This is a genomic window from Pseudomonas sp. IPO3778, assembly GCF_013386825.1.
GTDB lineage: Bacteria > Pseudomonadota > Gammaproteobacteria > Pseudomonadales > Pseudomonadaceae > Aquipseudomonas.
Map to the genome: position 1 here is coordinate 101,783 of NZ_JACARC010000021.1, position 21,885 is coordinate 123,667.

General features: G+C 62.4%; 23 protein-coding genes. 9 read left to right on the top strand and 14 right to left on the bottom strand.

What is annotated here, in order from left to right:
* Positions 1 to 18: 18 nt before the first annotated feature.
* Positions 19 to 1,203, bottom strand: coding sequence for a 4-hydroxybenzoate 3-monooxygenase (pobA, locus tag HX855_RS09275; protein ID WP_177082705.1), 1,185 nt, complete (start codon positions 1,201 to 1,203; stop codon positions 19 to 21).
* Positions 1,204 to 1,391: 188 nt separating this feature from the next.
* Here pobA and HX855_RS09280 point away from each other — a divergent pair, with 188 nt between their 5' ends.
* Positions 1,392 to 2,288 (top strand): helix-turn-helix domain-containing protein, encoded by an 897-nt coding sequence (locus HX855_RS09280; protein ID WP_177082531.1) that lies wholly within the window; start codon positions 1,392 to 1,394, stop codon positions 2,286 to 2,288.
* Here HX855_RS09280 and HX855_RS09285 read toward each other — a convergent pair.
* A complete protein-coding gene (locus HX855_RS09285) occupies positions 2,272 to 2,448 on the bottom strand; it encodes a hypothetical protein (protein ID WP_177082532.1) in 177 nt (58 codons plus the stop codon). The two genes, HX855_RS09280 and HX855_RS09285, sit on opposite strands and share 17 nt — an antisense overlap.
* A 110-nt stretch (positions 2,449 to 2,558) precedes the next feature.
* Complete coding sequence (locus tag HX855_RS09290; protein WP_177082533.1) at positions 2,559 to 3,464, bottom strand: LysR family transcriptional regulator; 906 nt, start codon at positions 3,462 to 3,464, stop codon at positions 2,559 to 2,561.
* Between the two features lie 104 nt (positions 3,465 to 3,568).
* On the opposite strand from HX855_RS09290, the gene HX855_RS09295 reads away from it, so the two are divergent.
* Both HX855_RS09295 and HX855_RS09300 read left to right on the top strand, forming a co-directional pair.
* Positions 3,569 to 4,441, top strand: a complete 873-nt coding sequence (locus tag HX855_RS09295; protein ID WP_177082534.1) for an MBL fold metallo-hydrolase — start codon at positions 3,569 to 3,571, stop codon at positions 4,439 to 4,441.
* 34 nt (positions 4,442 to 4,475) lie between these two features.
* On the top strand, positions 4,476 to 5,090 hold the full coding sequence (locus HX855_RS09300; protein ID WP_177082535.1) for an NAD(P)-dependent oxidoreductase: 615 nt from the start codon (positions 4,476 to 4,478) through the stop codon (positions 5,088 to 5,090).
* A 118-nt stretch (positions 5,091 to 5,208) separates the two neighbouring features.
* Here the strand turns inward: HX855_RS09300 and HX855_RS09305 are convergent, their stop codons facing one another.
* Positions 5,209 to 6,087, bottom strand: a complete 879-nt coding sequence (locus HX855_RS09305) for a LysR substrate-binding domain-containing protein (protein ID WP_177082536.1) — start codon at positions 6,085 to 6,087, stop codon at positions 5,209 to 5,211.
* A gap of 115 nt (positions 6,088 to 6,202) precedes the next feature.
* Here HX855_RS09305 and HX855_RS09310 point away from each other — a divergent pair, with 115 nt between their 5' ends.
* From HX855_RS09310 to HX855_RS09325, 4 genes are all read left to right on the top strand, one after another.
* Positions 6,203 to 7,828, top strand: a complete 1,626-nt coding sequence (locus HX855_RS09310; RefSeq protein ID WP_177082537.1) for a 5-guanidino-2-oxopentanoate decarboxylase — start codon at positions 6,203 to 6,205, stop codon at positions 7,826 to 7,828.
* Positions 7,825 to 9,267 carry an aldehyde dehydrogenase family protein gene (locus tag HX855_RS09315; RefSeq protein WP_177082538.1) on the top strand — a complete coding sequence of 481 codons (1,443 nt, stop codon included), beginning with the start codon at positions 7,825 to 7,827 and terminating at the stop codon, positions 9,265 to 9,267. The genes HX855_RS09310 and HX855_RS09315 overlap by 4 nt, the downstream gene beginning before the upstream one ends.
* A 249-nt stretch (positions 9,268 to 9,516) precedes the next feature.
* Entirely contained in the window at positions 9,517 to 10,704 is a 1,188-nt protein-coding gene (locus HX855_RS09320) for a cyanate transporter (protein ID WP_177082539.1), read from the top strand.
* A 137-nt stretch (positions 10,705 to 10,841) separates the two neighbouring features.
* On the top strand, positions 10,842 to 11,777 hold the full coding sequence (locus HX855_RS09325; RefSeq protein ID WP_177082540.1) for a LysR family transcriptional regulator: 936 nt from the start codon (positions 10,842 to 10,844) through the stop codon (positions 11,775 to 11,777).
* Positions 11,778 to 11,888: 111 nt separating this feature from the next.
* Here HX855_RS09325 and HX855_RS09330 read toward each other — a convergent pair whose 3' ends face one another.
* From HX855_RS09330 to HX855_RS09340, 3 genes are all read right to left on the bottom strand, one after another.
* Positions 11,889 to 12,251 carry a 5-carboxymethyl-2-hydroxymuconate Delta-isomerase gene (locus HX855_RS09330; RefSeq protein ID WP_177082542.1) on the bottom strand — a complete coding sequence of 121 codons (363 nt, stop codon included), beginning with the start codon at positions 12,249 to 12,251 and terminating at the stop codon, positions 11,889 to 11,891.
* A gap of 70 nt (positions 12,252 to 12,321) precedes the next feature.
* Positions 12,322 to 13,509, bottom strand: a complete 1,188-nt coding sequence (locus HX855_RS09335; protein ID WP_177082544.1) for a low temperature requirement protein A — start codon at positions 13,507 to 13,509, stop codon at positions 12,322 to 12,324.
* Positions 13,510 to 13,535: 26 nt separating this feature from the next.
* Entirely contained in the window at positions 13,536 to 14,471 is a 936-nt protein-coding gene (locus HX855_RS09340; protein ID WP_177082546.1) for a LysR substrate-binding domain-containing protein, read from the bottom strand.
* Positions 14,472 to 14,532: 61 nt separating this feature from the next.
* On the opposite strand from HX855_RS09340, the gene HX855_RS09345 reads away from it, so the two are divergent.
* Positions 14,533 to 14,778 carry a hypothetical protein gene (locus HX855_RS09345; RefSeq protein WP_176438672.1) on the top strand — a complete coding sequence of 82 codons (246 nt, stop codon included), beginning with the start codon at positions 14,533 to 14,535 and terminating at the stop codon, positions 14,776 to 14,778.
* On the opposite strand, the gene HX855_RS09350 is transcribed toward HX855_RS09345, so the two are convergent.
* The 6 genes from HX855_RS09350 to HX855_RS09375 all read right to left on the bottom strand — a co-directional run bounded on the left by HX855_RS09350 (position 14,733) and on the right by HX855_RS09375 (position 20,985).
* A complete protein-coding gene (locus tag HX855_RS09350) occupies positions 14,733 to 16,058 on the bottom strand; it encodes an MFS transporter (RefSeq protein ID WP_177082548.1) in 1,326 nt (441 codons plus the stop codon). The genes HX855_RS09345 and HX855_RS09350 overlap by 46 nt on opposite strands.
* Positions 16,059 to 16,117: 59 nt before the next feature.
* Positions 16,118 to 17,440, bottom strand: a complete 1,323-nt coding sequence (locus HX855_RS09355) for an MFS transporter (protein WP_003211904.1) — start codon at positions 17,438 to 17,440, stop codon at positions 16,118 to 16,120.
* A gap of 75 nt (positions 17,441 to 17,515) precedes the next feature.
* Positions 17,516 to 18,394, bottom strand: coding sequence for an SMP-30/gluconolactonase/LRE family protein (locus HX855_RS09360; RefSeq protein WP_177082550.1), 879 nt, complete (start codon positions 18,392 to 18,394; stop codon positions 17,516 to 17,518).
* A gap of 68 nt (positions 18,395 to 18,462) precedes the next feature.
* The gene (locus HX855_RS09365; protein WP_010176558.1) at positions 18,463 to 19,395 is read right to left on the bottom strand and encodes a 3-keto-5-aminohexanoate cleavage protein; all 933 of its coding nucleotides are present in this window, start codon (positions 19,393 to 19,395) and stop codon (positions 18,463 to 18,465) included.
* An 82-nt stretch (positions 19,396 to 19,477) separates the two neighbouring features.
* Positions 19,478 to 20,266, bottom strand: coding sequence for an SDR family oxidoreductase (locus HX855_RS09370; protein WP_010176559.1), 789 nt, complete (start codon positions 20,264 to 20,266; stop codon positions 19,478 to 19,480).
* Positions 20,263 to 20,985 (bottom strand): GntR family transcriptional regulator, encoded by a 723-nt coding sequence (locus tag HX855_RS09375; protein WP_003211913.1) that lies wholly within the window; start codon positions 20,983 to 20,985, stop codon positions 20,263 to 20,265. The genes HX855_RS09370 and HX855_RS09375 overlap by 4 nt, the downstream gene beginning before the upstream one ends.
* 134 nt (positions 20,986 to 21,119) lie before the next feature.
* Here HX855_RS09375 and HX855_RS09380 point away from each other — a divergent pair, with 134 nt between their 5' ends.
* Positions 21,120 to 21,512, top strand: coding sequence for a VOC family protein (locus tag HX855_RS09380; protein ID WP_177082552.1), 393 nt, complete (start codon positions 21,120 to 21,122; stop codon positions 21,510 to 21,512).
* Between the two features lie 120 nt (positions 21,513 to 21,632).
* On the opposite strand, the gene HX855_RS09385 is transcribed toward HX855_RS09380, so the two are convergent.
* A complete protein-coding gene (locus tag HX855_RS09385; protein ID WP_177082554.1) occupies positions 21,633 to 21,779 on the bottom strand; it encodes a hypothetical protein in 147 nt (48 codons plus the stop codon).
* Positions 21,780 to 21,885 lie beyond the last annotated feature (106 nt).

Consider the following 21,885-nt stretch of genomic DNA (forward strand, 5'->3'; position numbering starts at 1 on the left):
AGTGTACTAGATAGCTGGCTATTCGATAGCCTCGTAAGGAAGCCCGACGTAATTTTCTGCAATGGTTTTACGCCCGGCCTCGGAGTCGACGAAGTACTCAAGCTCGCTCTGGGCGATGCGCTGGCTGAAGCCATCGGATTCCGGAAACTGATGCAACATGGAGGTCATCCACCAGGAAAACCGTTCGGCTTTCCAGACCCGACGCAGGCAGATCTGCGAGTATTTCGCCAGCAACTCCACACGGCCCTCGCGGTACACCTTGAGCAGGATGTTGAACAAGGTGCTGACATCACTGGCCGCCAGGTTCAACCCCTTGGCACCGGTGGGCGGCACGATGTGGGCGGCGTCGCCGAGCAGGAACAGGCGGCCGTACTGCATCGGCTCCCCCACGAAGCTGCGCAGCGGCGCGATGCTTTTTTCGATGGACGGGCCGGTCACCAGTTGCCCGGCCAATGAGGTGGGCAAACGGGTTTTCAGCTCATCCCAGAAGCGCTCATCAGACCAGTCTTCCACCGCTTCATCCGCCGGCACCTGCAGGTAATAACGGCTGCGGATCGCTGAACGCATGCTGCACAGGGCAAAGCCGCGTTCGTGCTTGGCGTACACCAGTTCATCGTGGATCGGCGGGGTATCGGCGAGGATGCCCAGCCAGCCAAACGGATAGACCCGCTCAAAGACCTTCAACGCGTCAGGGGGAATCGACGGGCGCGCCACCCCGTGAAAACCGTCACAGCCGGCGATGTAGTCGCAGTCCAGGCGATAGCGTTCGCCGGCATGTTCGAAGCTCAGCCACGGTTCTTCGCTTTTCATATCATGGGGCTGCACGTTGCTCGCTTCGTACAACGTCGTGGCACCGCTGGCCTGACGTGCAGCCATCAGGTCACGGGTGACCTCGGTCTGGCCATAGATCATCACCGTCTTGCCGCCGGTCAGCGCCTTGAGGTCGATGTGGGTCAGTTGGCCGTTCAGCGCCAGCTCGAAACCGTCGTGCACCAAACCTTCGGCATCCATGCGCGTACTCACGCCAGCCTGGCGCAACAGGTCGACCATGCCTTGTTCCAGCACTCCGGCCCGGATGCGGCCTTGCACGTAATCCGGCGTCTGGCGCTCAAGAATCAGGGTTTCAATCCCGGCGTTGTGCAACAGCTGGCCGAGCAGCAGTCCCGAGGGACCGGCGCCAATAATGGCGACTTGGGTTTTCAGCGTTTTCATTATTTTTATGGCCCGCACGCTTCATCGAACGTATTCGGTGAAAGAGTTGTCATTGAAGGTGTTGCTGGCATTTTTCACTTGAGTGACCGGCATAAGAAGGTGAAAACTGAGCCCAAAGCTGCGCTTTTTGCCAATTGGGGCGATTACCGCACAATTCTCCCGAAGTATCGGATGAAGCCATGACCAAAACTGCCAGTTCCGCGATTCCAGTGTTCAAGCTCTACGGCGAGAGCCAGCAATGGCCGACCCCGGATTTGCTGCACTGTGAAACCATCTCCCGGCGCAGCCGTGAGTACCAGTGGGAAATCCAGCCCCACCGGCACGCGGACCTGTGCCAGTTGCTGTACGTGCACAAGGGTCAAGCGCAGTTGGAGATCGAGGGCCAGCGCAGCACGCTGAACGAATCGACCTTGCAGGTGCTGCCGCCGTTATGCGTGCATGGTTTTCGGTTTTCCGAAGACGTCGAAGGGTTTGTCGTCACCCTGGCTGCGCCGCTGATGGCGCATTTGCAAGGGCAACTGGGCGCGGCGCTGGATGGCCTGAACGCCTTGGGCAGCTACCCTGCCGGCAACGACAGCGACTACCTCAACAGCCTGTTTGCACGCTTGCAGGATGAGTACGCCAACGATCAACCGGCGCGGGACATGATGATGCACGCCCTGGTCAGCGTGCTGCTGGTGTGGATCAGCCGCCAGGCGATCCAGCGTCGCCATCCACGGGCGCCGCGAGGGCGCGAATACTTCCGTCGTTTCACCCAGTTGGTGGAGCAGCATTACCGCGAACACCCGAAAATCGAAGACCTGGCCCACAAGCTGGGGATCTCGGTCTCACACCTGAACGGTACGTGTCGGGAGTTGGGCGGACAGCCCGCCTTGCAGATCATGCACGACCGCCAATTGCTGGAAGCCAAGCGCCTGCTGACTTACACCAGCATGACCATCAATGAGATGTCGGACGTATTGGGCTTTTCTGACCCGACCAACTTCTCGCGCTTGTTTCGCCGGCGCGTCGGGTTCTCTCCGAAGGCGTTTCGGGAGCAGCTGAAAGCCGACCAGAGCGCTAGCGCAGTGAGCTGAAGCTCGCCATGTGACCGACGCAATGATCTTTGTTGCAGCTGGACGCATAGTTCGGCTGCAGGCGGGTCTGTTCGACGCGGTAGGCGGCAGTGCCGTAGAGCGCTGTGGCGGCGGCGCACAGGGTGAAAATCATCAGGTACTTTCTTGTTTTGATCGACATGATGCTGACCTCTGATCCGATCAAGAAGGTGCTTTGATCAGCATAGTTCAGAAGCATGGCTCCGATGGGGCATGTCGCTTATCGGGCGACATTCAACAGGTTTATGTCGCTCAGAGACCGACGTCCCACAGCGGCTCTTCCGGAAACCTCAGCACCAGGAAGTCCAACAGGCTGCGCAGCGCCGACGGCATGTGCTTGCGCGAGGCGTACACCGCGTAGATGTTCATCTGTTGCGGCTCGGCGTCGGGCAGCAGGCGCACCAGTTCGCCACTGCGGATGTAGTCGCCGGCCTGATAACTCGGCAGCCGGCACACCCCCGCCCCCGCCAGTGTCACCCGCAATAACGTACTCGCCTCGTTGGCGCTGATATTGCCCTGCACCGGCACTGACACCGGCTCGCCGTTTTCCACGAAGTGCCACAGGCTTTTGCCGAAGTAGGAATGAGTCAGGCAATTGTGCCGGGCCAAATCCTGTACCTGCCGGGGCTGCGGGTGCTCCAGCAGATAAGCGGGCGATGCGCAGATTACCGAGCGGCACAGCGTAAGACGGCGGGCGATCAGGTTGGGGTCCAGTTCAAAACTGGTGCGGATCGCCAGGTCGATGCGCTCATCCACCAGGTTGACCGTGCGATCGAGCATCTGCATATCAATGCTGACCAACGGGTAGCGCTTGACGTATTCGGCCATGGCATCGGCCAGCTGTGCCTGGCCGAACGAGGTGCTGACGCTCAGGCGCAGCAGGCCGCGGGGCGCTTCGTCCGGCTCGCTGACGGCGGCCTGCATGTCGCTGCACAACTCCAGCATCTGCCGGCAACGGGGCAAGGTTTCGCTGCCGGCGGCGGTCAGGCTGAGTTTGCGGGTGGTGCGGTGCATCAGCCGCGCGCCCACCCAGTCTTCCAGCTCCGCCAGGTAGCGCGACACCACCGGCCGCGACAGGTCCAGGTGGTCGGCCGCCGCCGATTGGCTGCCCAGGTCCACCACGGCCACAAACACCCGCATTGCTTGAAGACGATCCATGATCTGCCCGCTTTTAGAAACAAACTATGTCCAAGCATCGCATTTTTTGTAGCGTTTGTTGCAACTAAGCTCTGCCCACACCTGACCGATGACTGGAGCTGCACATGTTTGGATTCTTCCCGCTCAAGCGCGTTGCCCTGGCCGCTGCCACCCTGGCCTTCGCCGCCCACGCCGCCGCTGCCGACTTGACCCTGGACGCCTACAACCCCGGCGAAACCGCGATGATGCCGGTCACCTCGGTGCTGGTCAGCGGCGAGAAAGACGCGATCCTGGTGGACGCCCAATTCGGCAAGACCCAGGCCGAGCAACTGGTGCAAAAAATCCGCGCCAGCGGCAAGCGCCTGACCACCATCTACATCAGCCACGGTGACCCCGACTACTACTTCGGCCTCGACACCCTGGCGGCCGCGTTCCCCCAGGCCAACATCGTCGCGCCACAGCCGGTGGTGGACCATATCAAGGCCACCGTTGAACACAAACTGGCGTTCTGGGGCCCGAAACTGGGGGCCGACAGGCCGGCCAACGCCATCATCCCCCACGTCCTGAAAGGCCACAGCCTGAGCCTCGAAGGCAAGCAACTGGAAGTGATCGGCCTTGACGGCGCCCAACCGGACCGCACCTTTGTGTGGATCCCGTCGATCAAGGCGGTAGTCGGTGGCGTGGTGGTCTCCGAGAACATTCATGTGTGGATGGCCGATACCCAGACCGCCAAATCCCACACTGATTGGCTGGCGACCCTGCAACGTATCCAGAATTTGAAACCCCGCACCGTGATTCCGGGTCATTACCTGGGCACACCTTCGCTCAAATCCGTGGCCTTTACAGCCGACTACATCAAGGCGTTTGACGAAGAAACCGCCAAGGCCAAGGACTCTGCCGCGCTGATCAGCGCAATGAAAAAACGTTACCCGAGCCTGGGCGACGAAAGCACCCTGGAACTGGGCGCCAAAGTCGCCAAGGGCGAAATGCAGTGGTGAGTTGATTCAACCCTTAACCGTACTGGAGAACGTCATGAGCAAGATCGCAATCATTGGTGCCACCGGCCGTGCCGGTAGCCAACTGCTGGAAGAAGCCCTGCGTCGCGGGCATACCGTGACCGCCATCGCGCGCAATACCGACAAGATCGCCGTGCGCCCTGGCGTCACCACCAAGCCAGTGGACGCGCTGGATGCCCAGGCACTGGAACAGGCCATCCGTGGCAACGACGTGGTGATCAGCGCGGCGCACTTCGCCACGCTGCCGGCAGAAGCGGTGATCAATCCGGTGAAAAACGCCGGTGTGAAACGCCTGCTGGTGGTGGGTGGAGCCGGTTCGCTGCTGTTGTCGGGCGGCAGCCGGGTGATCGACAGCCCGGGTTTCCCCGAAGAATACAAAACCGAAGCCAGCGCCGGCAGTGTGTTCCTCGACACCTTGCGCCAGGAAAAAGACCTGGACTGGACCTTCCTGTCGCCCTCGGCGGAGTTCACCGAGACCGGGCGCACCGGCAAATTCCGCCTGGGCCAGGATGAGTTGCTGGTGAGCAATGAAGGCCGCAGCTGGATCAGCTTTGCCGACTTTGCGATTGCGCTGATGGATGAGGTGGAAACGCCGAAGCATTCGCGTCAGCGGTTTACCGTCGGTTATTAAGACTGGCGCACACTGAAAATGTGGGAGCGGGCTTGCTCGCGAAGGCGGTGGGTCAGTTAGCCGATGTGTTAGCTGACACGGCGCCTTCGCGAGCAAGCCCGCTCCCACATTTTGATCTTCAGGGTGACGGCTGTTGCGCCTGGCTCACCAGCCAGTCCATCAGCTGCTCCAACCCCGCCGAGGGCGCCGTGCCCGGCGGGTACACCAGGTAATACCCCATCCCCGTCGGCACCCGCAGTTCAAACGGGGTCGCCAGCCGCCCGGCCTTGAGGTCCTCGCCGATCAGCGCGCTGTCGCCAATCGCCACGCCGGAACCCTGGGACGCCACCGTCATCGCCAGGTCCAGCGTCTCAAAATGATGCCCCTGGGCCAGATTGCTCACCCACGTATCTGCCGCCTTCAACCACAACGCCCAATCCCGTTCATCCCGCGTGGGGTGCAACAGCACCTGTTGCTGCAAATCCGCAGGGGTGCGCAAGCCACCCAGCAAAGCCGGCGCGCACACCGGTGTCAGGCGCTCATCAAACAAGTGCCGGGCCTGGGCCGACTGCTCGGCAATCGGCGCGTAGATCACCGCCGCATCGAATTGCTCGCGGCGAAAATCGACGGTGTAAGCCACGGTGGTGGTCAGTTCCACCGGCACGTCCGGGCGTTCCTCCTGCCACTGCATCAGGCGCGGCAACAGCCAGCGCATCACGCAGGTGGAGGCCTTGAGCTGCAAGGTGTCGCGGCGGGTGCCGATCTGTTCCACCGCATCCCCGATCAAGCCGAACACCTGCTGCGCCCGCAGCGACCACTCGCGCCCCTCTTCGGTCAGGCTCAAGCCCCGGGCCTGGCGCTGGAACAGCGCATAACCCAGGTGGCTTTCCAGCCCGGCAATCTGGCGGCTCACCGCGCCTTGGGTGATGTGCAACTGCTCGGCGGCACGGGTGAAGTTGCAGCACTGGGCCGTGACCCAAAAGGTGTGCAAGGCCGGCAACGGTGGAAGGCGTTTCATAGGGGCGCAGCCATGACGTGGAGACATGGCTAGTATGACTTTTTATCGATTGTTGCCGCTACGGGCCAGCCGTTCCAATACCGCTCTCCTACGAATCAACAATAAAGGGAACGATATGGCGACCTGCGGCGAAGTATTGGTCAACCTGCTGGAAGGCTACGGCGTGGACCAGGTGTTCGGCATCCCCGGCGTGCACACCGTGGAACTCTACCGGGGCCTGGCGCGCTCCAGCATCCGCCACGTCACCCCGCGCCACGAACAGGGCGCCGGCTTCATGGCCGACGGCTATGCGCGCACCAGCGGCAAGCCCGGCGTGTGCTTCATCATCACCGGCCCCGGCATGACCAATATCACCACCGCCATGGGCCAGGCCTACGCCGACTCGATCCCGATGCTGGTGATTTCCAGCGTGCAATCCCGCAGCCAGCTGGGCGGCGGACGCGGCAAGCTGCACGAGCTGCCGAACCAGAACGCGATGATCGCAGGCGTCGCGGCGTTCTCCCATACCTTGATGTCGGCGGCCGAATTGCCCGGTGTATTGGCCCGGGCGTTTGCGCTGTTCCAGGCCGGGCGACCGCGCCCGGTGCACATCGAAATCCCGCTGGATGTACTGGTGGAAAACGCCGATGCGTTGCTCGGCAGCGAGCCGGTCAGCGTTTCCCGCGCCGGTGCTGCGCCGTCGGCCGTCAAGCAGATGAGCCGGTTGCTGGCGGCGGCGAAACGTCCGCTGATCCTCGCCGGTGGCGGCGCCATCGACGCAGCGCCCGAGTTGACGCAACTGGCCGAAGCGCTCGGCGCGCCGGTGGCGCTGACCATCAACGCCAAGGGCATGCTGGCCTCCCACCACCCGTTGCTGATCGGCTCGACCCAAACCCTGGTCGCCACCCGTGCCCTGGTGGCCGAGGCCGACGTGGTCCTGGCGATCGGCACCGAGCTGGCAGAAACCGACTACGACGTGACCTTCGCCGGCGGCTTCGACATTCCCGGCGCCCTGCTGCGCATCGACATCGATTCCGACCAGACCGTACGCAATTACCCACCGCACGTGGCACTGGTGGCTGACGCGCAAATCGCCGCCCAGGCACTGCTCGCCGAACTGGGCAACACGCCCTTGGCCGCCCGCGACAACGGCTGGGGCGCCCAACGCGTCGCCCGCCTGTGGAGCGAACTGGAGCCCACCTGGGACGCCGCCACTCGCGCACAAACCCTGTTCCTCAACACCGTGCTGGATGAACTGCCCGACGCGGTCCTGGTGGGCGACTCCACCCAGCCGGTGTACACCGGCAACCTGACCCTGAACCTCGACCACCCGCGCCGCTGGTTCAACTCTTCCACCGGCTACGGCACCCTCGGCTACGCCTTGCCGGCCGCTATCGGTGCATGGCTGGGACGCGGCAACGGTGCGCCGGTGGTGTGCCTGATCGGCGACGGCGGGCTGCAATTCACTCTGCCGGAACTGGCCAGCGCCGTGGAAGCGCGCACGCCGGTGATCGTGCTGCTGTGGAATAACCAGGGTTATGAAGAGATCAAGAAATACATGGTCAACCGCGCCATCGAGCCGGTGGGCGTCGACATCTACACCCCGGACTTTATCGGCGTGGCCAAGGCCCTGGGCTGCGCCGCCCAGGCCGTGCACGGCGTTGAAGCACTGCGCAGCGCATTGCGTGCTGCCACGGATCGCCAGGGGCCGACGCTGATTGAAATCGACCAGGGGCTTTGGATGAAGGCGGTGGCGGTATGAGCGCGGTACTGAACGGACTGTATATCAACGGTGTGTGGCAGGCAGGCAATGACGTGCTGGATGTGATCAACCCGGCGACCGAGACCACCTTGGCTCACGTCAGCGTGGGTGATGCTGGCGCGGTGACGGAGGCCGTGAGTGCCGCCAGCGCGGCCTTCCCGGACTGGTCCAAAAGCACCGGCCGGGATCGCGCCGCGCTGCTGCGCAAAATCGCCGAGGGCGTCAGCGCCCAACGCGAACACCTGATGCACCTGCAATCGAGCAACAACGGCAAGCCGCTGTTCGAGGCGGGCATTGATGTGGACGACGTGATCGCCACCTTCACCTACTACGCCGGTTTGGCCGACGACATGGACGCCAGCCAGGATCGCTCGGTGGCACTGCCCACTGAGGATTTCAGCGCTCGCGTTCGCCGTGAACCGTGCGGCGTGGTGGGCCTGATCGTGCCGTGGAATTTCCCGATGGTGACCACCGCCTGGAAACTCGCCCCGGCGCTGGCTGCCGGTTGCTGTGTGGTGCTCAAACCTTCGGAAGTGACGCCGCTGGCGGAGCTGGAACTGGCCAGGATCATCGCCTCGGTGGGCTTGCCCGCCGGTGTGTTCAACGTGGTCTGCGGCACAGGCCTGGCAGTGGGTGCCCCGCTGGCGGCTGACCCGCGGGTCGCAAAAATCTCCTTCACCGGCAGCAATGCCGTGGGCGTGCAGGTGATGCAACGCGCCGCCGAAACGGTCAAGGGCGTGAGCCTGGAACTGGGCGGCAAATCCTCGTTACTGGTGCTGGCGGATGCCGACCTCGACCTGGCCGTGGAACTGGCCTGTGGCGGGGGGTTCTTCAACGCCGGGCAGATGTGTTCCGCCACCAGCCGGGTGTTGGTGGCCGACGAACTGGCAGATGAGTTTCTGACTCGCCTGCAAGCCAGGGCCGAAGGTATTCGCGTGGCAGACCCGTTTGCCGAAGACGTGGAAATGGGCGCATTGGTCAACCGTGCGCAGTACCAGCGCGTGCTCGGGCATATCGAGCGGGGCGTGCAAGCCGGCGCGAAGTTGCTGTGTGGCGGCGGGCGGCCGGCAGAGTTGCCTCACGGTTATTTCATCCGCCCGACGGTGTTTACCGAAGTGCCGCTGGACAGCGCGTTGTGGAACGAAGAAATCTTCGGCCCGGTGCTCTGTGTGCGCAGCTTTACCAATGAAGCCGAGGCGGTGGCACTGGCCAATGACAGCGAGTTCGGCCTGGTGGCCAGTGTGTTGAGCAACAACCCGGAAGCGGCTGAGCGGGTGGCCAATGCGTTGCAGGTGGGCCTGGTGTGGATCAACGCGCCGCAGGTGATCTTCCCGCAAACGGCGTGGGGTGGTTACAAGCAGAGCAGCATCGGCCGGGAACTGGGACCATGGGGGTTGCAGGCGTTCCAGGAGATCAAGCATGTGATTCGGGCGGCCTGAAACCAACCGAAAGCACTGTGGCGAGGGAGCTTGCTCCCGCTGGAGTGCGAAGCGCTCCCAAAAATTCTGGGGCCGCTACGCAGCCCAACGGGAGCAAGCTCCCTCGCCACAACAGGCTTCCTCCCCCCAACAAACTCCCTTGCCACAAACAGCCCGCCCGCATTTTTTCAATAGCCCCAACGACTTTCTCATTTGCCCCCCTCCCCCACGCCCGGCCTAATACTGCCCTTGTCAGTTCAAGGCCTGCCCATGGAAAACGTTCGCGCAACACCCACCACCGCCGTTTGGCTGATGATCAGCGTGGTGCTGGTCGCCCTCAACCTGCGCCCGTCGATGGCCGCCGTTGGCCCGTTGTTGTCGTCGATTCGCGGTGACGTGCCCCTGAGTTTCAGCACCGCCTCCTTGCTCACGATGTTGCCGGTCATGGCCATGGGCCTGGCGATGTTTTTTGGCATGGGCGTGGCCAAGCGTTTTGGCGAGCATCGCAGCATCGTGCTGTCGCTGGTGGTGATCGGCCTGGCCACCGTGTCGCGGTTGTTTCTGGATTCGGCGGTTGAGCTGATCCTCAGCGCCATCGCCGCCGGCGTAGGCATCGCGATGATCCAGGCGCTGATGCCCGCCTTGATCAAGTCCCGCTTCAGCAACAACGTTTCCCTGTTCATGGGCCTGTACGTCACCGCGATCATGGGCGGCGCGGCCCTCGCCGCGTCGTTCTCGCCATTTATCCAGGTGCACACCGGCAGTTGGCGTATCGGCCTGGCGATCTGGGCGGTGCTGGCCGTATTAGCGCTGGTGTTCTGGTACGCCCAGCGCTCGGTGCTGCCACCACTGCCGAACGCCGGCGCCGGCCCGCAGGCGTCGTTCTTCGGCAATCGCCGGGCCTGGTTGCTGGCGATCTTTTTTGGCCTCGGTACGGCGGCCTACACTTGTGTGCTGGCCTGGCTGGCGCCGTACTACGTGGAAATGGGCTGGAGCGAACAGAACGCCGGGCTTTTACTGGGTTTCCTGACCACCATGGAAGTGGTCTCCGGCCTGGTCACCCCGGCCATCGCCAACAAGCGCCAGGACAAACGCGGCGTGGTCGCGGTACTGCTGATGCTGATCATCGCCGGCTTCTGCGGCCTGATCCTCAGCCCGCAACAGCTGAGCCTGCTGTGGCCGTGCCTGTTGGGCCTGGGCATTGGCGGGTTGTTTCCGATGAGCCTGATCCTGTCCCTCGACCATCTGGACAACCCCCGCCGCGCCGGCGGCCTGACCGCCTTTGTGCAAAGCATCGGTTACCTGATCGCCGGGTTGTCGCCGCTGATCGCCGGGATGATCCGCGACCAATTGGGCAGCTTTGAATGGGCCTGGTGGGCACTGACGGCGGTGGTGGTGGTGATGCTGCTGATCGTGCTGCGCTTCGACCCACGGCATTACGCGCGGCATATTCGCTGAGGTCGTGTTGTAAACATTATTTGTCCCACCTCAAACAGAGAAAGGTCCGACAGGGCTTTCTATTGGCACGAGCGTTCCGTTAACATTTTGTATTGTCTTGTACCGAGTTCGGTACAAAGCGCTTGCGGACGGAACGGATGCTAAACAGCAACTTGCTAAGAAAGCTCGATATGCAGGATTTGATGGTGTTTATCGCTGTGTATGACCAAAGCAGCGTCACCGACGTCTCCGAAACCCTGTTCGTCAGCCAGTCCACCGTGAGCTACAGCCTGAAGAAGCTGCGCACCAGTTTTGAAGACGAGTTGTTTATCAACACCCGGGCGGGTATGCGTCCTACGCACAAAGCCACCACCATGTACGGCCATGTGCAAAAAATCCTTGAAAGCATCAACCTGTGCCACGCCGGCAGCCAAGCCTTCGACCCCACCCAGAAGGCCGTGACGTTCAACGTCTGCGCCCCCGAATACTTCGAACAACTGATGCTGCCCCGCCTGCTGAAAAACTTCGACCACGCCGACCTGCCGGTGATCGTCAATGTGCAGAAGCTGGAAACCGACATCCCGGCCGAGGCTTTGCGCGACGGTCGCCTGGACCTGGTGATTTGCTTCGGCCCGCACTTCCATCGCGAGCACAAAGACATCAAGACCCAGATGCTGCTGGAGGACGACCTGGTGTGCGTGTTCGACAAACACTCGGCGCCCCGGGAACCGGCGTTCAGCCTGCAATCCTTCGTCGCCCGCCGCCACGTGTTCCCCACGCCGTGGAGCTCGGACACCAACATGATCGATGGCTGGCTGGCGCGCCAATCACACAAGCGCCAGGTGATCGCCCGGGCCAACAGTTACAGCGCGGCGCTGAAGATGATCACCGGCACCGACTTTGTCGTCACCCTGCCCCGTCGGGTGCAAAAGTTACTGGCGGACAAAACCGTATACGGCCATTGCGAAGCGCCGAACGGTTTGCCGGGGTTTACCCTGGATATGCAGTGGAATGAACACAGCGAGCAGGACAGCGCCAACACGTGGTTCAGGGAGCAAGTGGTGAAGGTGTGCGCGGATCAGGGGTTGCTATAACCCTTTTTGTAGGAGCGAGCTTGCTCGCGAAGAACGTTAACGATAACGCGGGCACTCAGGATTCCCGCGTCGCCTGTTAGTTTTTCGCGAGCAAGCTCGCTCCTACAGTGGTTAGCCGATGGTGACTTTGCTGTAGGACTCGCGATCCATATCCACCAGCAACACACTGAGCTGCACCTGCAAATCCGCAGGCCAATCGCCCAAATCCTGCAACGCCGCCAACAGGCTTTCCGACAACTGCTTCTTGACCTGCGGTGAGCGCCCGCTGAGCAGCGACAGCTTCAAGGCGATAAACGCCCGCGGGCTCAGGGACGTGCCGACCTGGAACGTCTCCACCTTGAGCGCGCGGCTTTTGATATCAAACTCGGAACCGAACTGCCCGGACGCCATCAGCACGTTGTTGAGCCGCAGCAAGGTTTTCTCAACGGCCAGCTCTGTCAGGTTGGCGGTGTATTCCAGATGCAGATGCGGCATGAAAGGCTCCGAGTTGTTGTAGGAAAAGAGTCATACATATAGCACGGGGCCGGGCGGAATCAGACCGCTTTCAATGTGAAACTTCGGTAATGCTGCGCAGCGAGCGATTTTCCCAAATCGCCACCACCACCAATACCGCTGAGGTCAACGCCCCCAGCGCCAACGCCGAAAACACCTGCTGCAATCCCGGCGGCAACAGCACCAGCAACAGCAGCAACCCGCCCAGGTGCGAGAGCGGTGGCAACGGCCGGTCGCTCATCACCCACTTGAACAACGCGCTGCCCAGCAAGAACAGCCACGGGCCGGCGATGATCGCCACCACGCCGGCCTGGCTGGCGTGCCCCGGGTGCACCAGCACCAGCTCATCGGCCACTGCACTCACAATGATCCCGGCCACGATCAACACATGCAGGTAGGTGTAGGCAATCCGCGCCTGGCGCCCCGGATCGGCGGAGCTGGCGATGCGGTGGTGAGCACGCTCGGCGCCGCTGTCGAAATAGATCCACCACAAGGCGATGCTGCCCACCACCGCCACCAGGAAGGCCGCCAGCCCGTCCACGCTCCAGGGCAATTCGGCAAAGGTGGCGCCGGTCACCAGCAACGACTCGCCGAGGGCGATGATCACAAACAGGCCGCAGCGCTCGGCCATGTGGTTGCCTTCCACATTCCAGTCCGCCAGCGTCGAGGGGCCAAGCCCTGGCACCCAGAAATACACCGATGGGGAAATCAGCTCGATCAACAGCGCCAGGGCCCAGAAGGCCAGGCGCTGCTCACCTTCGAGCAACGCGCCGGTGATCCAGAACACCCCGGAAAACAGCATCCACGCCAGGATCCGCTGGAAATTCCGAGTCATGTTCAGCGACTCGCCGCGCACCGCCCACAAGGCAAACAAGGTGCGTCCAGCCTGCATGAACACGTAGGCGCCGGCGAACAACAGGCCGCGGTCAGTAAATGCCTTGGGAATCGACGAGGACAACAGCAGGCCCGCCACCATCAAGCCGAACAGGCCGATGCGGATCGGGATTTTTTCCGGGTCCAGCCAGTTGGTGACCCACGAAGTGAAGATCCACACCCACCACACCGCCACCATCATCAGCGCCACCTGCACCGCACCGCCGATGGACAGGTGTGCGAGCAGCGAATGAGACAATTGGGTCACGGCGAACACGAACACCAGGTCGAAAAACAGCTCGACCATTCCAACCTTGCCGCTGTCATGACTGCCGCGCCCACGCAGCAAGGATCGGGATGGGCTCATGGGTGGATCTCCCTGAAGAGGTTATCTCAAGATTTTGGCACGACCACCGGCAACAGATCCCGCTCACTCATGAATGCCTCCAGCCGCGAACGCACCCAGCGTTCTGCCGGGTCGGTGTCGACGTGGCTGAGCCAGACCATGGACAAATCCAGGGTCGGGGTTTCAAACGGAAACGGCTCACAGAACAGGTTGCCCCCGGCGGCCATGGCCTGGGCAGTGTAGTCCGGCAGGCTGGCGATCATGTCGGTACCGGCGAGCAACGCCGGCAGCGCGCTGTATTGCGGCACCGAGAGCACCACGTGGCGCTTGCGACCGATTTCCGCCAGCCATTCATCGGCAAACCCGGACACGTTGGCGGTGTGGGATACCAGCACATGGGGCCGTGCGCAATATTCGTCGAGGGTCAGGGGTTTTTCCGAGGCGTCCGCCCTTAACAGGCAGGGGCGGATGTGCCGCAACAGCTTGCGCTTGGCATTGGCCGGCAGGCCGCGGGTCTGGGTGATGCCAACGGTGATGTCGCCAGAGGCCAGCAGGTCGGGGATGCGCCAGTAATCCACGTGTTGCACCACGAACACCACCTGCGGCGCTTCCTGGCGCAACGCGCGCAGCAGGGGCGGCAGCAGGCCGAACTCGACGTCGTCGGACAGGCCGATACGGAAGGTCATGGTGCTGATGGACGGGTCGAAATCGTGGGTCAGGCTCAGGGCCGACGACAGTGAATCAAGGGCGGGCGACAGGTGCTTGATGATTTCCTCGGCCCGCGCGGTCGGCTCCATGCGATGGCCGACGCGAATGAACAGAGGGTCATTGAACAGTGTTCGCAGGCGATTGAGCGCGGAACTGATGGTGGGCTGGCCGAGAAACAGCTTCTCGGCCACCCGTGTCACGTTGCGTTCGAGCATCAAGGTTTCAAAGACCACCATCAGGTTGATGTCAGCCTTGCGTAATTCATTGCGATTCATCGGCGACCGCCCCACTGCCCTGGATAAGCCGCAGTTTAGAAACACCCGGGGGCCTGCGTCTATGCGCACACTGTTCAACACGGGCCTTTGGGACTATAAAGCAGCTTCCAAGGCTTGCGAGAACACCATCGTGCTGGTCATTTCTGCCTTGAGCGTCCTGCTCGCCGGGATTTTGCTCTGGGCCATCAAATTCATCGCTCATCCCACCGCCAGGACACTGTTGCGGGTATTTGTCGGTTTATGCCTGGCGGCAGTCGTGGCTTACCTGGTGCTGGCTTCGGGGTTTCCCACCTCATTGCTGGTGTGATCAGGCTCCTGGCCCTGGCGCAGACGCAACGCCGCCAACGCGGCCACCACCAGCACCACGGCAATCACTTTCAAGCCGTTCATGGCATTGCCGGTGCTCATCTCGATCGCGCCCATCACCGACGGCCCGACAAACCCTCCGAGTAACCCACAGGCGTTGACGAACCCCAGCCCGCCCGCCAGCGCCACGCCTTTGAGGCGCGACGCTGGGTACAGAAAGATGATCGACTGCACCACAAAGAACATCACTGCCGACACACAGAAGCCCAACAGGCTGAACACCGGCCCGGACACCGAGGCAATGCCCAGCCCCGCCGCCATGGTCAGCAAGCCGGTAATCAACAGCCGCCGGGCACGGGTGGGCGTGGTCGCAAACCGCGGCAGCAGCACGGCGCCTGCCGCGGCGGCAATCCACGGCAATGAGGTCAGCAGGCCGACGCTCATGGTGCTCAGTTCCCCGTATTTACTGATGATGCTCGGCAGGAAGAAGATCACGGTGTAGATGGTGATCTGATGGCAAAAATACACAAAGATCGCCAGCAGGATTTGCGGCGTCAGCCAGTTTTTCAGGGAGTGCCCGCCCTCGCCTGCGCCTTCTTCGGTCTCCATCGCGATGCGCTGTTCAATTCCGCGCGCCTCTTCAGCCGAGAGCCAGGGTGCCTTGCTTGGACGGTCCGGCAACTTGCGCCACACCACCCAGGCGAACGCCACGGCCGGCAAGCCTTCGAGCAGGAACATCCACTGCCAGCCGTGCCAGCCGAGGACCCCGTCCATGCGCATCAACGCCGCACCCACGGGGCCACCGATGATGTTGGCAAAACACACGCCCAGCAGAAAGTAGCCGGTGGCCCGCGCCCGTTGCTCGCGGTTGAACCAGTAGGTGAGGTACAGCATCACCCCGGGAAACAGGCCGGCTTCGGCAATGCCCAGCAGCAGGCGCAGCACATAGAACGAGGTCTCGCCCTGGACGAACGCCATGGCCGCCGAAATCAGGCCCCAGGTCACCATGATCCGGGCGATCCAGAACCGCGCGCCGACCTTGTGCATGATCAGGTTGCTGGGGATTTCCGACAGCGCATAGGTCAGGAAAAACAGCCCCGCGCCCAGGCCGTATGCCGCCGCCGAAATCCCCAGGTCCACGTCCAGGTGATGCTTGGCCAGGGCGATGTTGGTGCGGTCCAGAAAGCTCAGCACGTAGGCGATGATCAGCAAGGGCATCAACTTGGCGAACATCAGTTTGTTCAGCTCCCGTGGCTCACGGGCAGTGTTGGCGGTCTTCATCGGGCACTTCCTCTTGGCGCCCCGCCAGCCTCACGGGTGGGGGGCGCATCGGTGTTGTTCTAGGGTTCGAGTTGCGCAACCAGCGCCGGCGGGCGATGGGAAAACAGTTGCAGCAGCGCCCCGCCCAGGGCGCAACCGGCCATCACGAAGAAGCACACCGTGTAGCCGTGCAAGGTGGTCCAGCCGCCGCCCATGGCAATCAGGCTGCCCATCAGCACCGGCGCCAGGCCGCCACCGATAAACATCGCGGTGGTGATGATGCCGTTGGCGGTAGACGTCGCCGACGGCTCGGCCGAGTCGCAGGCCACCGCGTAGTAGATCGGCCACACCGCGTTGGCCACCAGGCCGAACAGCAGTTGCACGACGATGATCAGGGTCAGGGTGTTGGCGAAGTAAAACGCGCCGACACTGGCGGCCATCCACACCCCGCAGATGATCAGGGTGACGCGCCGGCCAATGATGTCCGACAGCGACGGCCACACCAGTTGCCCCAGAATCCCGGTCAGGGTGAACACCACGCTCATGCCCGCCGACTCCGCCAGGGACAGCCCGGCAATGTTGTACAGGTACGCCGGCAGCACGATGTTGACGCCCATGTACACCACTTGGGTCAGCATCGTATTGCCCGCCGTGAGGGCGATATTGCGGTTGCGCAGCGTGGCGATAAACGTGCGCCAGGCGTGGCCCTTCACTTGGCTGGCCGGTGCGTTGTCCGGCGGGGTCATGCCCTTGGCGGCGATGTCGACGTAGAGCGCGGTGATGCGTTCGGCGGTGGAATAGCGCGCCCAGAAAATCATCAGCGGCAAGGCCACCACAAACGCGAAGAAGAACACGTAGCGCCAGTTGTCTTCACCAAAGGTACTGATGACAAAACTGGCGACGATGCCACTGAGCATGGCGCCAATCGGGTAACCCGTGTGGTGCGCGCCGAGGGCAAAACCACGGCGCTCCACCGGCCACCATTCGGCAGTGTTGCTCACGCCCACCGGCTCACCCCAGCCGGCGCCGAGGTTGACGCCAACCCGCAAGGCAATGAAGGTCGCAAGGTTGCCGCTCAGGGCCTTGAACCCGGAGAGAAACGAGATCGCCGTGTAGCCCAGCACCAGCGGCACCTGAAACCGTGCGCGCTTCCAGCCACCGCCGTAGCGGTCACTCCACATCGAACCGGGAATATCCAGCAAGGCCAACGCGAGCATGATCACCGTGGCCATGGTGCCCCACTGATCGGCGGACAAATCGAAATGCTTGGAGATGGTCGGCCCCAGCCGCAGCACGATCTCACGGTCGTAGGCGTTGAGGATCCAGATCATCCAGCACACCAGCAGCGACACCCAGGAGTGCCGGTGAATGCTGCGCAGCGAGGCTTTTTTTAACGTTGCCATGGGTTTCTCCAGGCGCGCGAGGGCGCGCACTGACACAAGGTTGCGGAAGGAATGAGCCTTGTTGAAAAAAACGCGCTAGCTGGCGAACCGTCGCTCGGCTATTCCTTGCACGCCCAACCCGGTGATCGCAAAAAGCGCCCCGCGCTGCTGACCGTCGGCCGGGAAACGCGGCAACGGCGGCTTGGCCATGGAGGTGACGAACAGGGTGTCCAGGTTCGGCCCGCCAAAGGTCAGGCTGGTGACCTTTTTCACCGGCATCTGGATGATCCGGTCGACCTGGCCATCCGGTGTGTAGCGCACCAGTTTCCCGGCGTAGACCAGCGCCTGCCACAGGCAGCCTTCGGCATCCACGGTGCAGCCGTCCGCGGCGCCCCCGCCGGAGGTGTCGACCTTGGCGAAGGTGCGTCGATGGCTCACGGCGCCGCTGGCCTGGTCGTAGTCATAGGCCCAGATCTCGCCGGACCAGGTGTCGCAAAAATAGAACGTGTCGCCCGACGGGCTCCAGCACGGGCCGTTGGACACGATGATGCCTTCGTCCAGGGTGTGCAGGCTCAAGTCCGCATCCAGGCGGTAGAGCTTGGCGCTGGCGCTGTCTTCCAGAGTGTCCATGGAACCGAAGACAAAGCGGCCCTGGCGGTCGACCTTGCCGTCGTTGAGGCGGTTGTTGGGCAGTGCGGGTTCCGGGTCAATGACCGACGCAAGGTCGCCGCTGTTCAGGTCCAGGATATGCACGCCGTTTTGCAGGGCGACAATCGCCTGCTCGCCGCTATGGCGCAGGGCCATGGAGCCGATTTTCTGGCCCACGTCCCAGGCCCGCAGCTCGCGACCGTCATCGGTGCAGCGCAGGATCCGGCCGTCGGCGCTGTCGATCCAGTACAGCCGTTGTTGTTCGACGTCCCACACCGGGCCTTCGCCCAGGGTGGTCTTCACGTCCACAAGCACTTCGATACGCATGGTGTTATCCCTTTTTTGTTGTTGTGCGGGATGGGCATGGCCGCGCCGTGACGCGGCCGGTTGATCACTTAGAAGTTGACCTGGTCGCGGCCCTTGAGCCCGAGGATTTCCCGCGCTTCATCCGGCGTGGCGACCCGGTGGCCGAGGGCTTCAATCACTGTGCGAATGCGCCGCACCTGGTCGGCGTTGGACGCGGCCAGCTTACCCGGGCCATCCCACAGCGAATCTTCCAGGCCGACCCGGGCATTGCTGCCCATGGACAGGCCCATGGTGGCCAGCGGAATCTGCCCACGGCCGGCGCCGAGGATTGACCACACGTAGTCGTCACCGAACAGCCGGTCGGCGGTGCGACGCATGTGGGCCAGGTCTTCCGGGTGGCCGCCGATGCCGCCGCGCAAACCGAATACCGACTGGATAAACAGCGGCGGCTTGAGCAAGCCGCGCTCCAGGAAGTGGGCGGCGGTGTACAGGTGGCCGATGTCGTAGCACTCGATCTCAAAACGGGTGCGGTTTTCGGCGCAGGAATTGAGGATGTGGGTAATGTCGCGGAAGGTGTTGCGAAAGATCCGGTCGTCGCTTTCTTCGAGGTACGGACGCTCCCAGTCGTGCTTGAACTCGGTGAAACGGTTGAGCATTTCGTACAGGCCGAAGTTCATCGAACCCATGTTCAGCGAGGCCAATTCCGGCTTGAACTGCATCACCGGTTGCAGGCGCTCTTCCACGCCCATGGTCGGTGCACCACCGGTGGTGATGTTGATCACCACATCGCTGGCGGCCTTGATTTGCGGCAGGAATTCGGCGAACAGCGCCGGGTCCTGGCTGGGGCGGCCATCAATGGGATCACGGGCATGCAGGTGCACAATGGCGGCGCCGGCTTCAGCGGCACCGATGGCGGCATCGGCAATTTCCTGCGCGGTGATCGGCAAATGCGGCGACATCGACGGCGTATGGATGGCACCGGTGACGGCGCAGGTGATGATGACAGGACGATTTTTGGACATGACGATTCTCCGACTTTTATTCTTATGAAAAAAATCCCGGGTGCTGCGTGTGTGTTCTTCCTTGGCGACTGGCTGGCGCGGCCTACAGGTACTCGACGTTGCCGTCGACACTGATCGCCTGGCCGGTGACATTGCGGGCGGCGGGCGAGCAGAGAAACAAGGCCATGGCCGCGACGTCTTCGGCGGTGACCATGCGCTTGAGGGAAATCTTGTTGAGGTACTCCTGGCGCATCTCGGCTTCCGGCACGCCGACCTGTTCGGCACGGGCGCGGATCACGCCGTCCATGCGCGGGCCTTCAACGATGCCGGGCAGCAAGGCGTTGACGCGGATGTCGCTTTCGCCCAGCTCCGAAGCCAGGGATTTCATCAGGCCGACGATGGCCCATTTGGTCGCGGCATACGGCGTGCGCCAGGCGTAGCCGAGACGCCCGGCGACCGAGGCGATATGCAGCAGATGGCCGTGGGACGATTCCTTGAGCATCGGCACTGCGTGGTGGGCAAAGCGGTATTGCGCCGTCAGGTTGATGTTGATCGTGGCTTGCCACTCGGCATCGCTGATGGCATCGATACCACCGGTGGGCCCGGCAATCCCGGCGTTGTTGACCAGCACATCCAGCCCGCCGAACTGCTCGCGTTGCACCTGGAACACCGCCTCGATCTGCGCGGCATCACTCACGTCGGCACGGGTGGCGACGGTACCCGGGTACTTGTCGCGAAACGCCGCCAAGGCCGGTTCGCTGACATCACACACATGCACCTTGGCGCCCGCCTCCAGATAGGCCGCCGCCAACACTTCACCGATGCCGGCAGCCCCGCCGGAAATCAACACACGTAACCCAGGATAGGGCTGCAGCCGTTGTAGGACACTCATGCACGTTTACCTCCTGAAACAGACGACCGCGAACGGTCGTTCTTGACGAGCAGGCGCGCCAGGGAATCGGCGGCCTGCATGATGTCATCGGTCACGGCAGCACGGGCGCCGGCGCCATCGCGGGCGGCCAGGGCTTCGACGATGCGCGTGTGCGCCTCCATCGAGCGCTGCAAGTGAGCTTTATCGGGAGCGACCAGGGCAAAACACGGCCCCATGTGCAGCCAGAAGTTTTCCACGGCGGCCATGGTCAATTCGGCCTGGGCGACGGCATAGATGCGTCGGTGAAAGGCGAAGTTGGTCCACAGGTAGCGGGAAACGTCGACTTCGTCGGCGGCTTGTTGCATCTGCTGGCAGAGGTCGGAGATTTCGTCGAGGTCGGCTTTTTCCAGGAGCAGCACGGCCTTTTCCGCCAACAACCCCTCCAGGGCAACCCGCGCATCGCGAATCTCGCGCAGGCGTTCGACCGTCATCATGCGTACCCGCAGACGGGAAGTTTCGGTGACTTCAAAGGCATTTTCGGCGCTGAGGCGCTGGAGGGCTTCGCGCACCGGCATGGGGCTGGAGCCGAGGGCTTCGGCGAGGCCGCGAATGGTGAGTTTCTGGCCAGGCTGGAAACGACCACTCATCAAGGCTTCGCGGATCTGGCGATAGACCTGGTCTTGCAAGGTATCGCGGGACACCTGGCGCAAGGTGGGAAGGAGAAGCGGGCCATCTGTCATGAGTCAAAACCTGTGTTGTCGTTCTTATGCCTCCAATATGTGATCACAAATCAAATATGTCAAATAGTTTCCCGTTGACCGTCCGTGCGACGCTGACTTTAATGACCCCTCTCTCTAGCAAGGACCGCTGAACCATGAAATTTGCCTACACCATCGTCTACGTCCCGGACGTGTCCGCATCCCTGCAATTCTTCGAAAAAGCCTTCGGTTTCAGTCGCCGTTTCCTGCATGAATCGGGGACGTATGGTGAGCTGGATACGGGTGGTACCACCCTCTCCTTCGCGGCGCATGAGTTGGGTGAGATGAACTTCAAGGGCGGGCACGTAGAGGCGCATGCTTCACGGCAGCCGCTGGGGATGGAGCTGGGGTTTGTGACTGAAGATGTGCCAAAGGCCCATGCCAGAGCGCTGGCGGAGGGGGCGACAGAACTGGCAGCGCCGAACACCAAGCCCTGGGGACAGGTGGTGGCATATGTGCGGTGCCCGGATGGCACGCTGGTGGAGTTGTGTACGCCGATTCAGGACTGAGGAAACACTGTAGGAGCGAGCTTGCTCGCGAAGGTCGTTAACGATAACGCGGGAAACCAGGTGCCCCGCGTCGCCCTCAGGTTTTTCACGAGCAAGCTCGCTCCTACAGGAAACAAGGATTCAAGGCTTGAGCGGGCGCTCCTGATCACGCTCGGAAAGCTCCGTGCCGTCGTCCGGATGCTTCCAGGTCTGCGGTTTTTCTTCTTCGCGACGCTGCCTGGCGCGCGCCTGCTCAGCCTCATCACGCGGCTTCTGTTCGTTGCTCATACCCACCTCCCATCCGTAAGAATTGGACACATGGTGTAAGCATAGAAGAGGGAGCGGTTTTGTGTGGCTTATCCGATTGATAACCAAGACGCATCAATGCATGTAA

Excerpts from the sequence above, each read along its gene's own strand:
- HX855_RS09280 (WP_177082531.1), top strand. The coding sequence starts at position 1,392 with ATGACCAAAACTGCCAGTTCCGCGATTCCAGTGTTCAAGCTCTACGGC.
- HX855_RS09285 (WP_177082532.1), bottom strand. The coding sequence starts at position 2,448 with ATGTCGATCAAAACAAGAAAGTACCTGATGATTTTCACCCTGTGCGCC.
- HX855_RS09290 (WP_177082533.1), bottom strand. The coding sequence starts at position 3,464 with ATGGATCGTCTTCAAGCAATGCGGGTGTTTGTGGCCGTGGTGGACCTG.
- HX855_RS09295 (WP_177082534.1), top strand. The coding sequence starts at position 3,569 with ATGTTTGGATTCTTCCCGCTCAAGCGCGTTGCCCTGGCCGCTGCCACC.
- HX855_RS09300 (WP_177082535.1), top strand. The coding sequence starts at position 4,476 with ATGAGCAAGATCGCAATCATTGGTGCCACCGGCCGTGCCGGTAGCCAA.
- HX855_RS09305 (WP_177082536.1), bottom strand. The coding sequence starts at position 6,087 with ATGAAACGCCTTCCACCGTTGCCGGCCTTGCACACCTTTTGGGTCACG.
- HX855_RS09310 (WP_177082537.1), top strand. The coding sequence starts at position 6,203 with ATGGCGACCTGCGGCGAAGTATTGGTCAACCTGCTGGAAGGCTACGGC.
- HX855_RS09315 (WP_177082538.1), top strand. The coding sequence starts at position 7,825 with ATGAGCGCGGTACTGAACGGACTGTATATCAACGGTGTGTGGCAGGCA.
- HX855_RS09320 (WP_177082539.1), top strand. The coding sequence starts at position 9,517 with ATGGAAAACGTTCGCGCAACACCCACCACCGCCGTTTGGCTGATGATC.
- HX855_RS09325 (WP_177082540.1), top strand. The coding sequence starts at position 10,842 with ATGCTAAACAGCAACTTGCTAAGAAAGCTCGATATGCAGGATTTGATG.
- HX855_RS09330 (WP_177082542.1), bottom strand. The coding sequence starts at position 12,251 with ATGCCGCATCTGCATCTGGAATACACCGCCAACCTGACAGAGCTGGCC.
- HX855_RS09335 (WP_177082544.1), bottom strand. The coding sequence starts at position 13,509 with ATGAGCCCATCCCGATCCTTGCTGCGTGGGCGCGGCAGTCATGACAGC.
- HX855_RS09340 (WP_177082546.1), bottom strand. The coding sequence starts at position 14,471 with ATGAATCGCAATGAATTACGCAAGGCTGACATCAACCTGATGGTGGTC.
- HX855_RS09345 (WP_176438672.1), top strand. The coding sequence starts at position 14,533 with ATGCGCACACTGTTCAACACGGGCCTTTGGGACTATAAAGCAGCTTCC.
- HX855_RS09350 (WP_177082548.1), bottom strand. The coding sequence starts at position 16,058 with ATGAAGACCGCCAACACTGCCCGTGAGCCACGGGAGCTGAACAAACTG.
- HX855_RS09355 (WP_003211904.1), bottom strand. The coding sequence starts at position 17,440 with ATGGCAACGTTAAAAAAAGCCTCGCTGCGCAGCATTCACCGGCACTCC.
- HX855_RS09360 (WP_177082550.1), bottom strand. The coding sequence starts at position 18,394 with ATGCGTATCGAAGTGCTTGTGGACGTGAAGACCACCCTGGGCGAAGGC.
- HX855_RS09365 (WP_010176558.1), bottom strand. The coding sequence starts at position 19,395 with ATGTCCAAAAATCGTCCTGTCATCATCACCTGCGCCGTCACCGGTGCC.
- HX855_RS09370 (WP_010176559.1), bottom strand. The coding sequence starts at position 20,266 with ATGAGTGTCCTACAACGGCTGCAGCCCTATCCTGGGTTACGTGTGTTG.
- HX855_RS09375 (WP_003211913.1), bottom strand. The coding sequence starts at position 20,985 with ATGACAGATGGCCCGCTTCTCCTTCCCACCTTGCGCCAGGTGTCCCGC.
- HX855_RS09380 (WP_177082552.1), top strand. The coding sequence starts at position 21,120 with ATGAAATTTGCCTACACCATCGTCTACGTCCCGGACGTGTCCGCATCC.
- HX855_RS09385 (WP_177082554.1), bottom strand. The coding sequence starts at position 21,779 with ATGAGCAACGAACAGAAGCCGCGTGATGAGGCTGAGCAGGCGCGCGCC.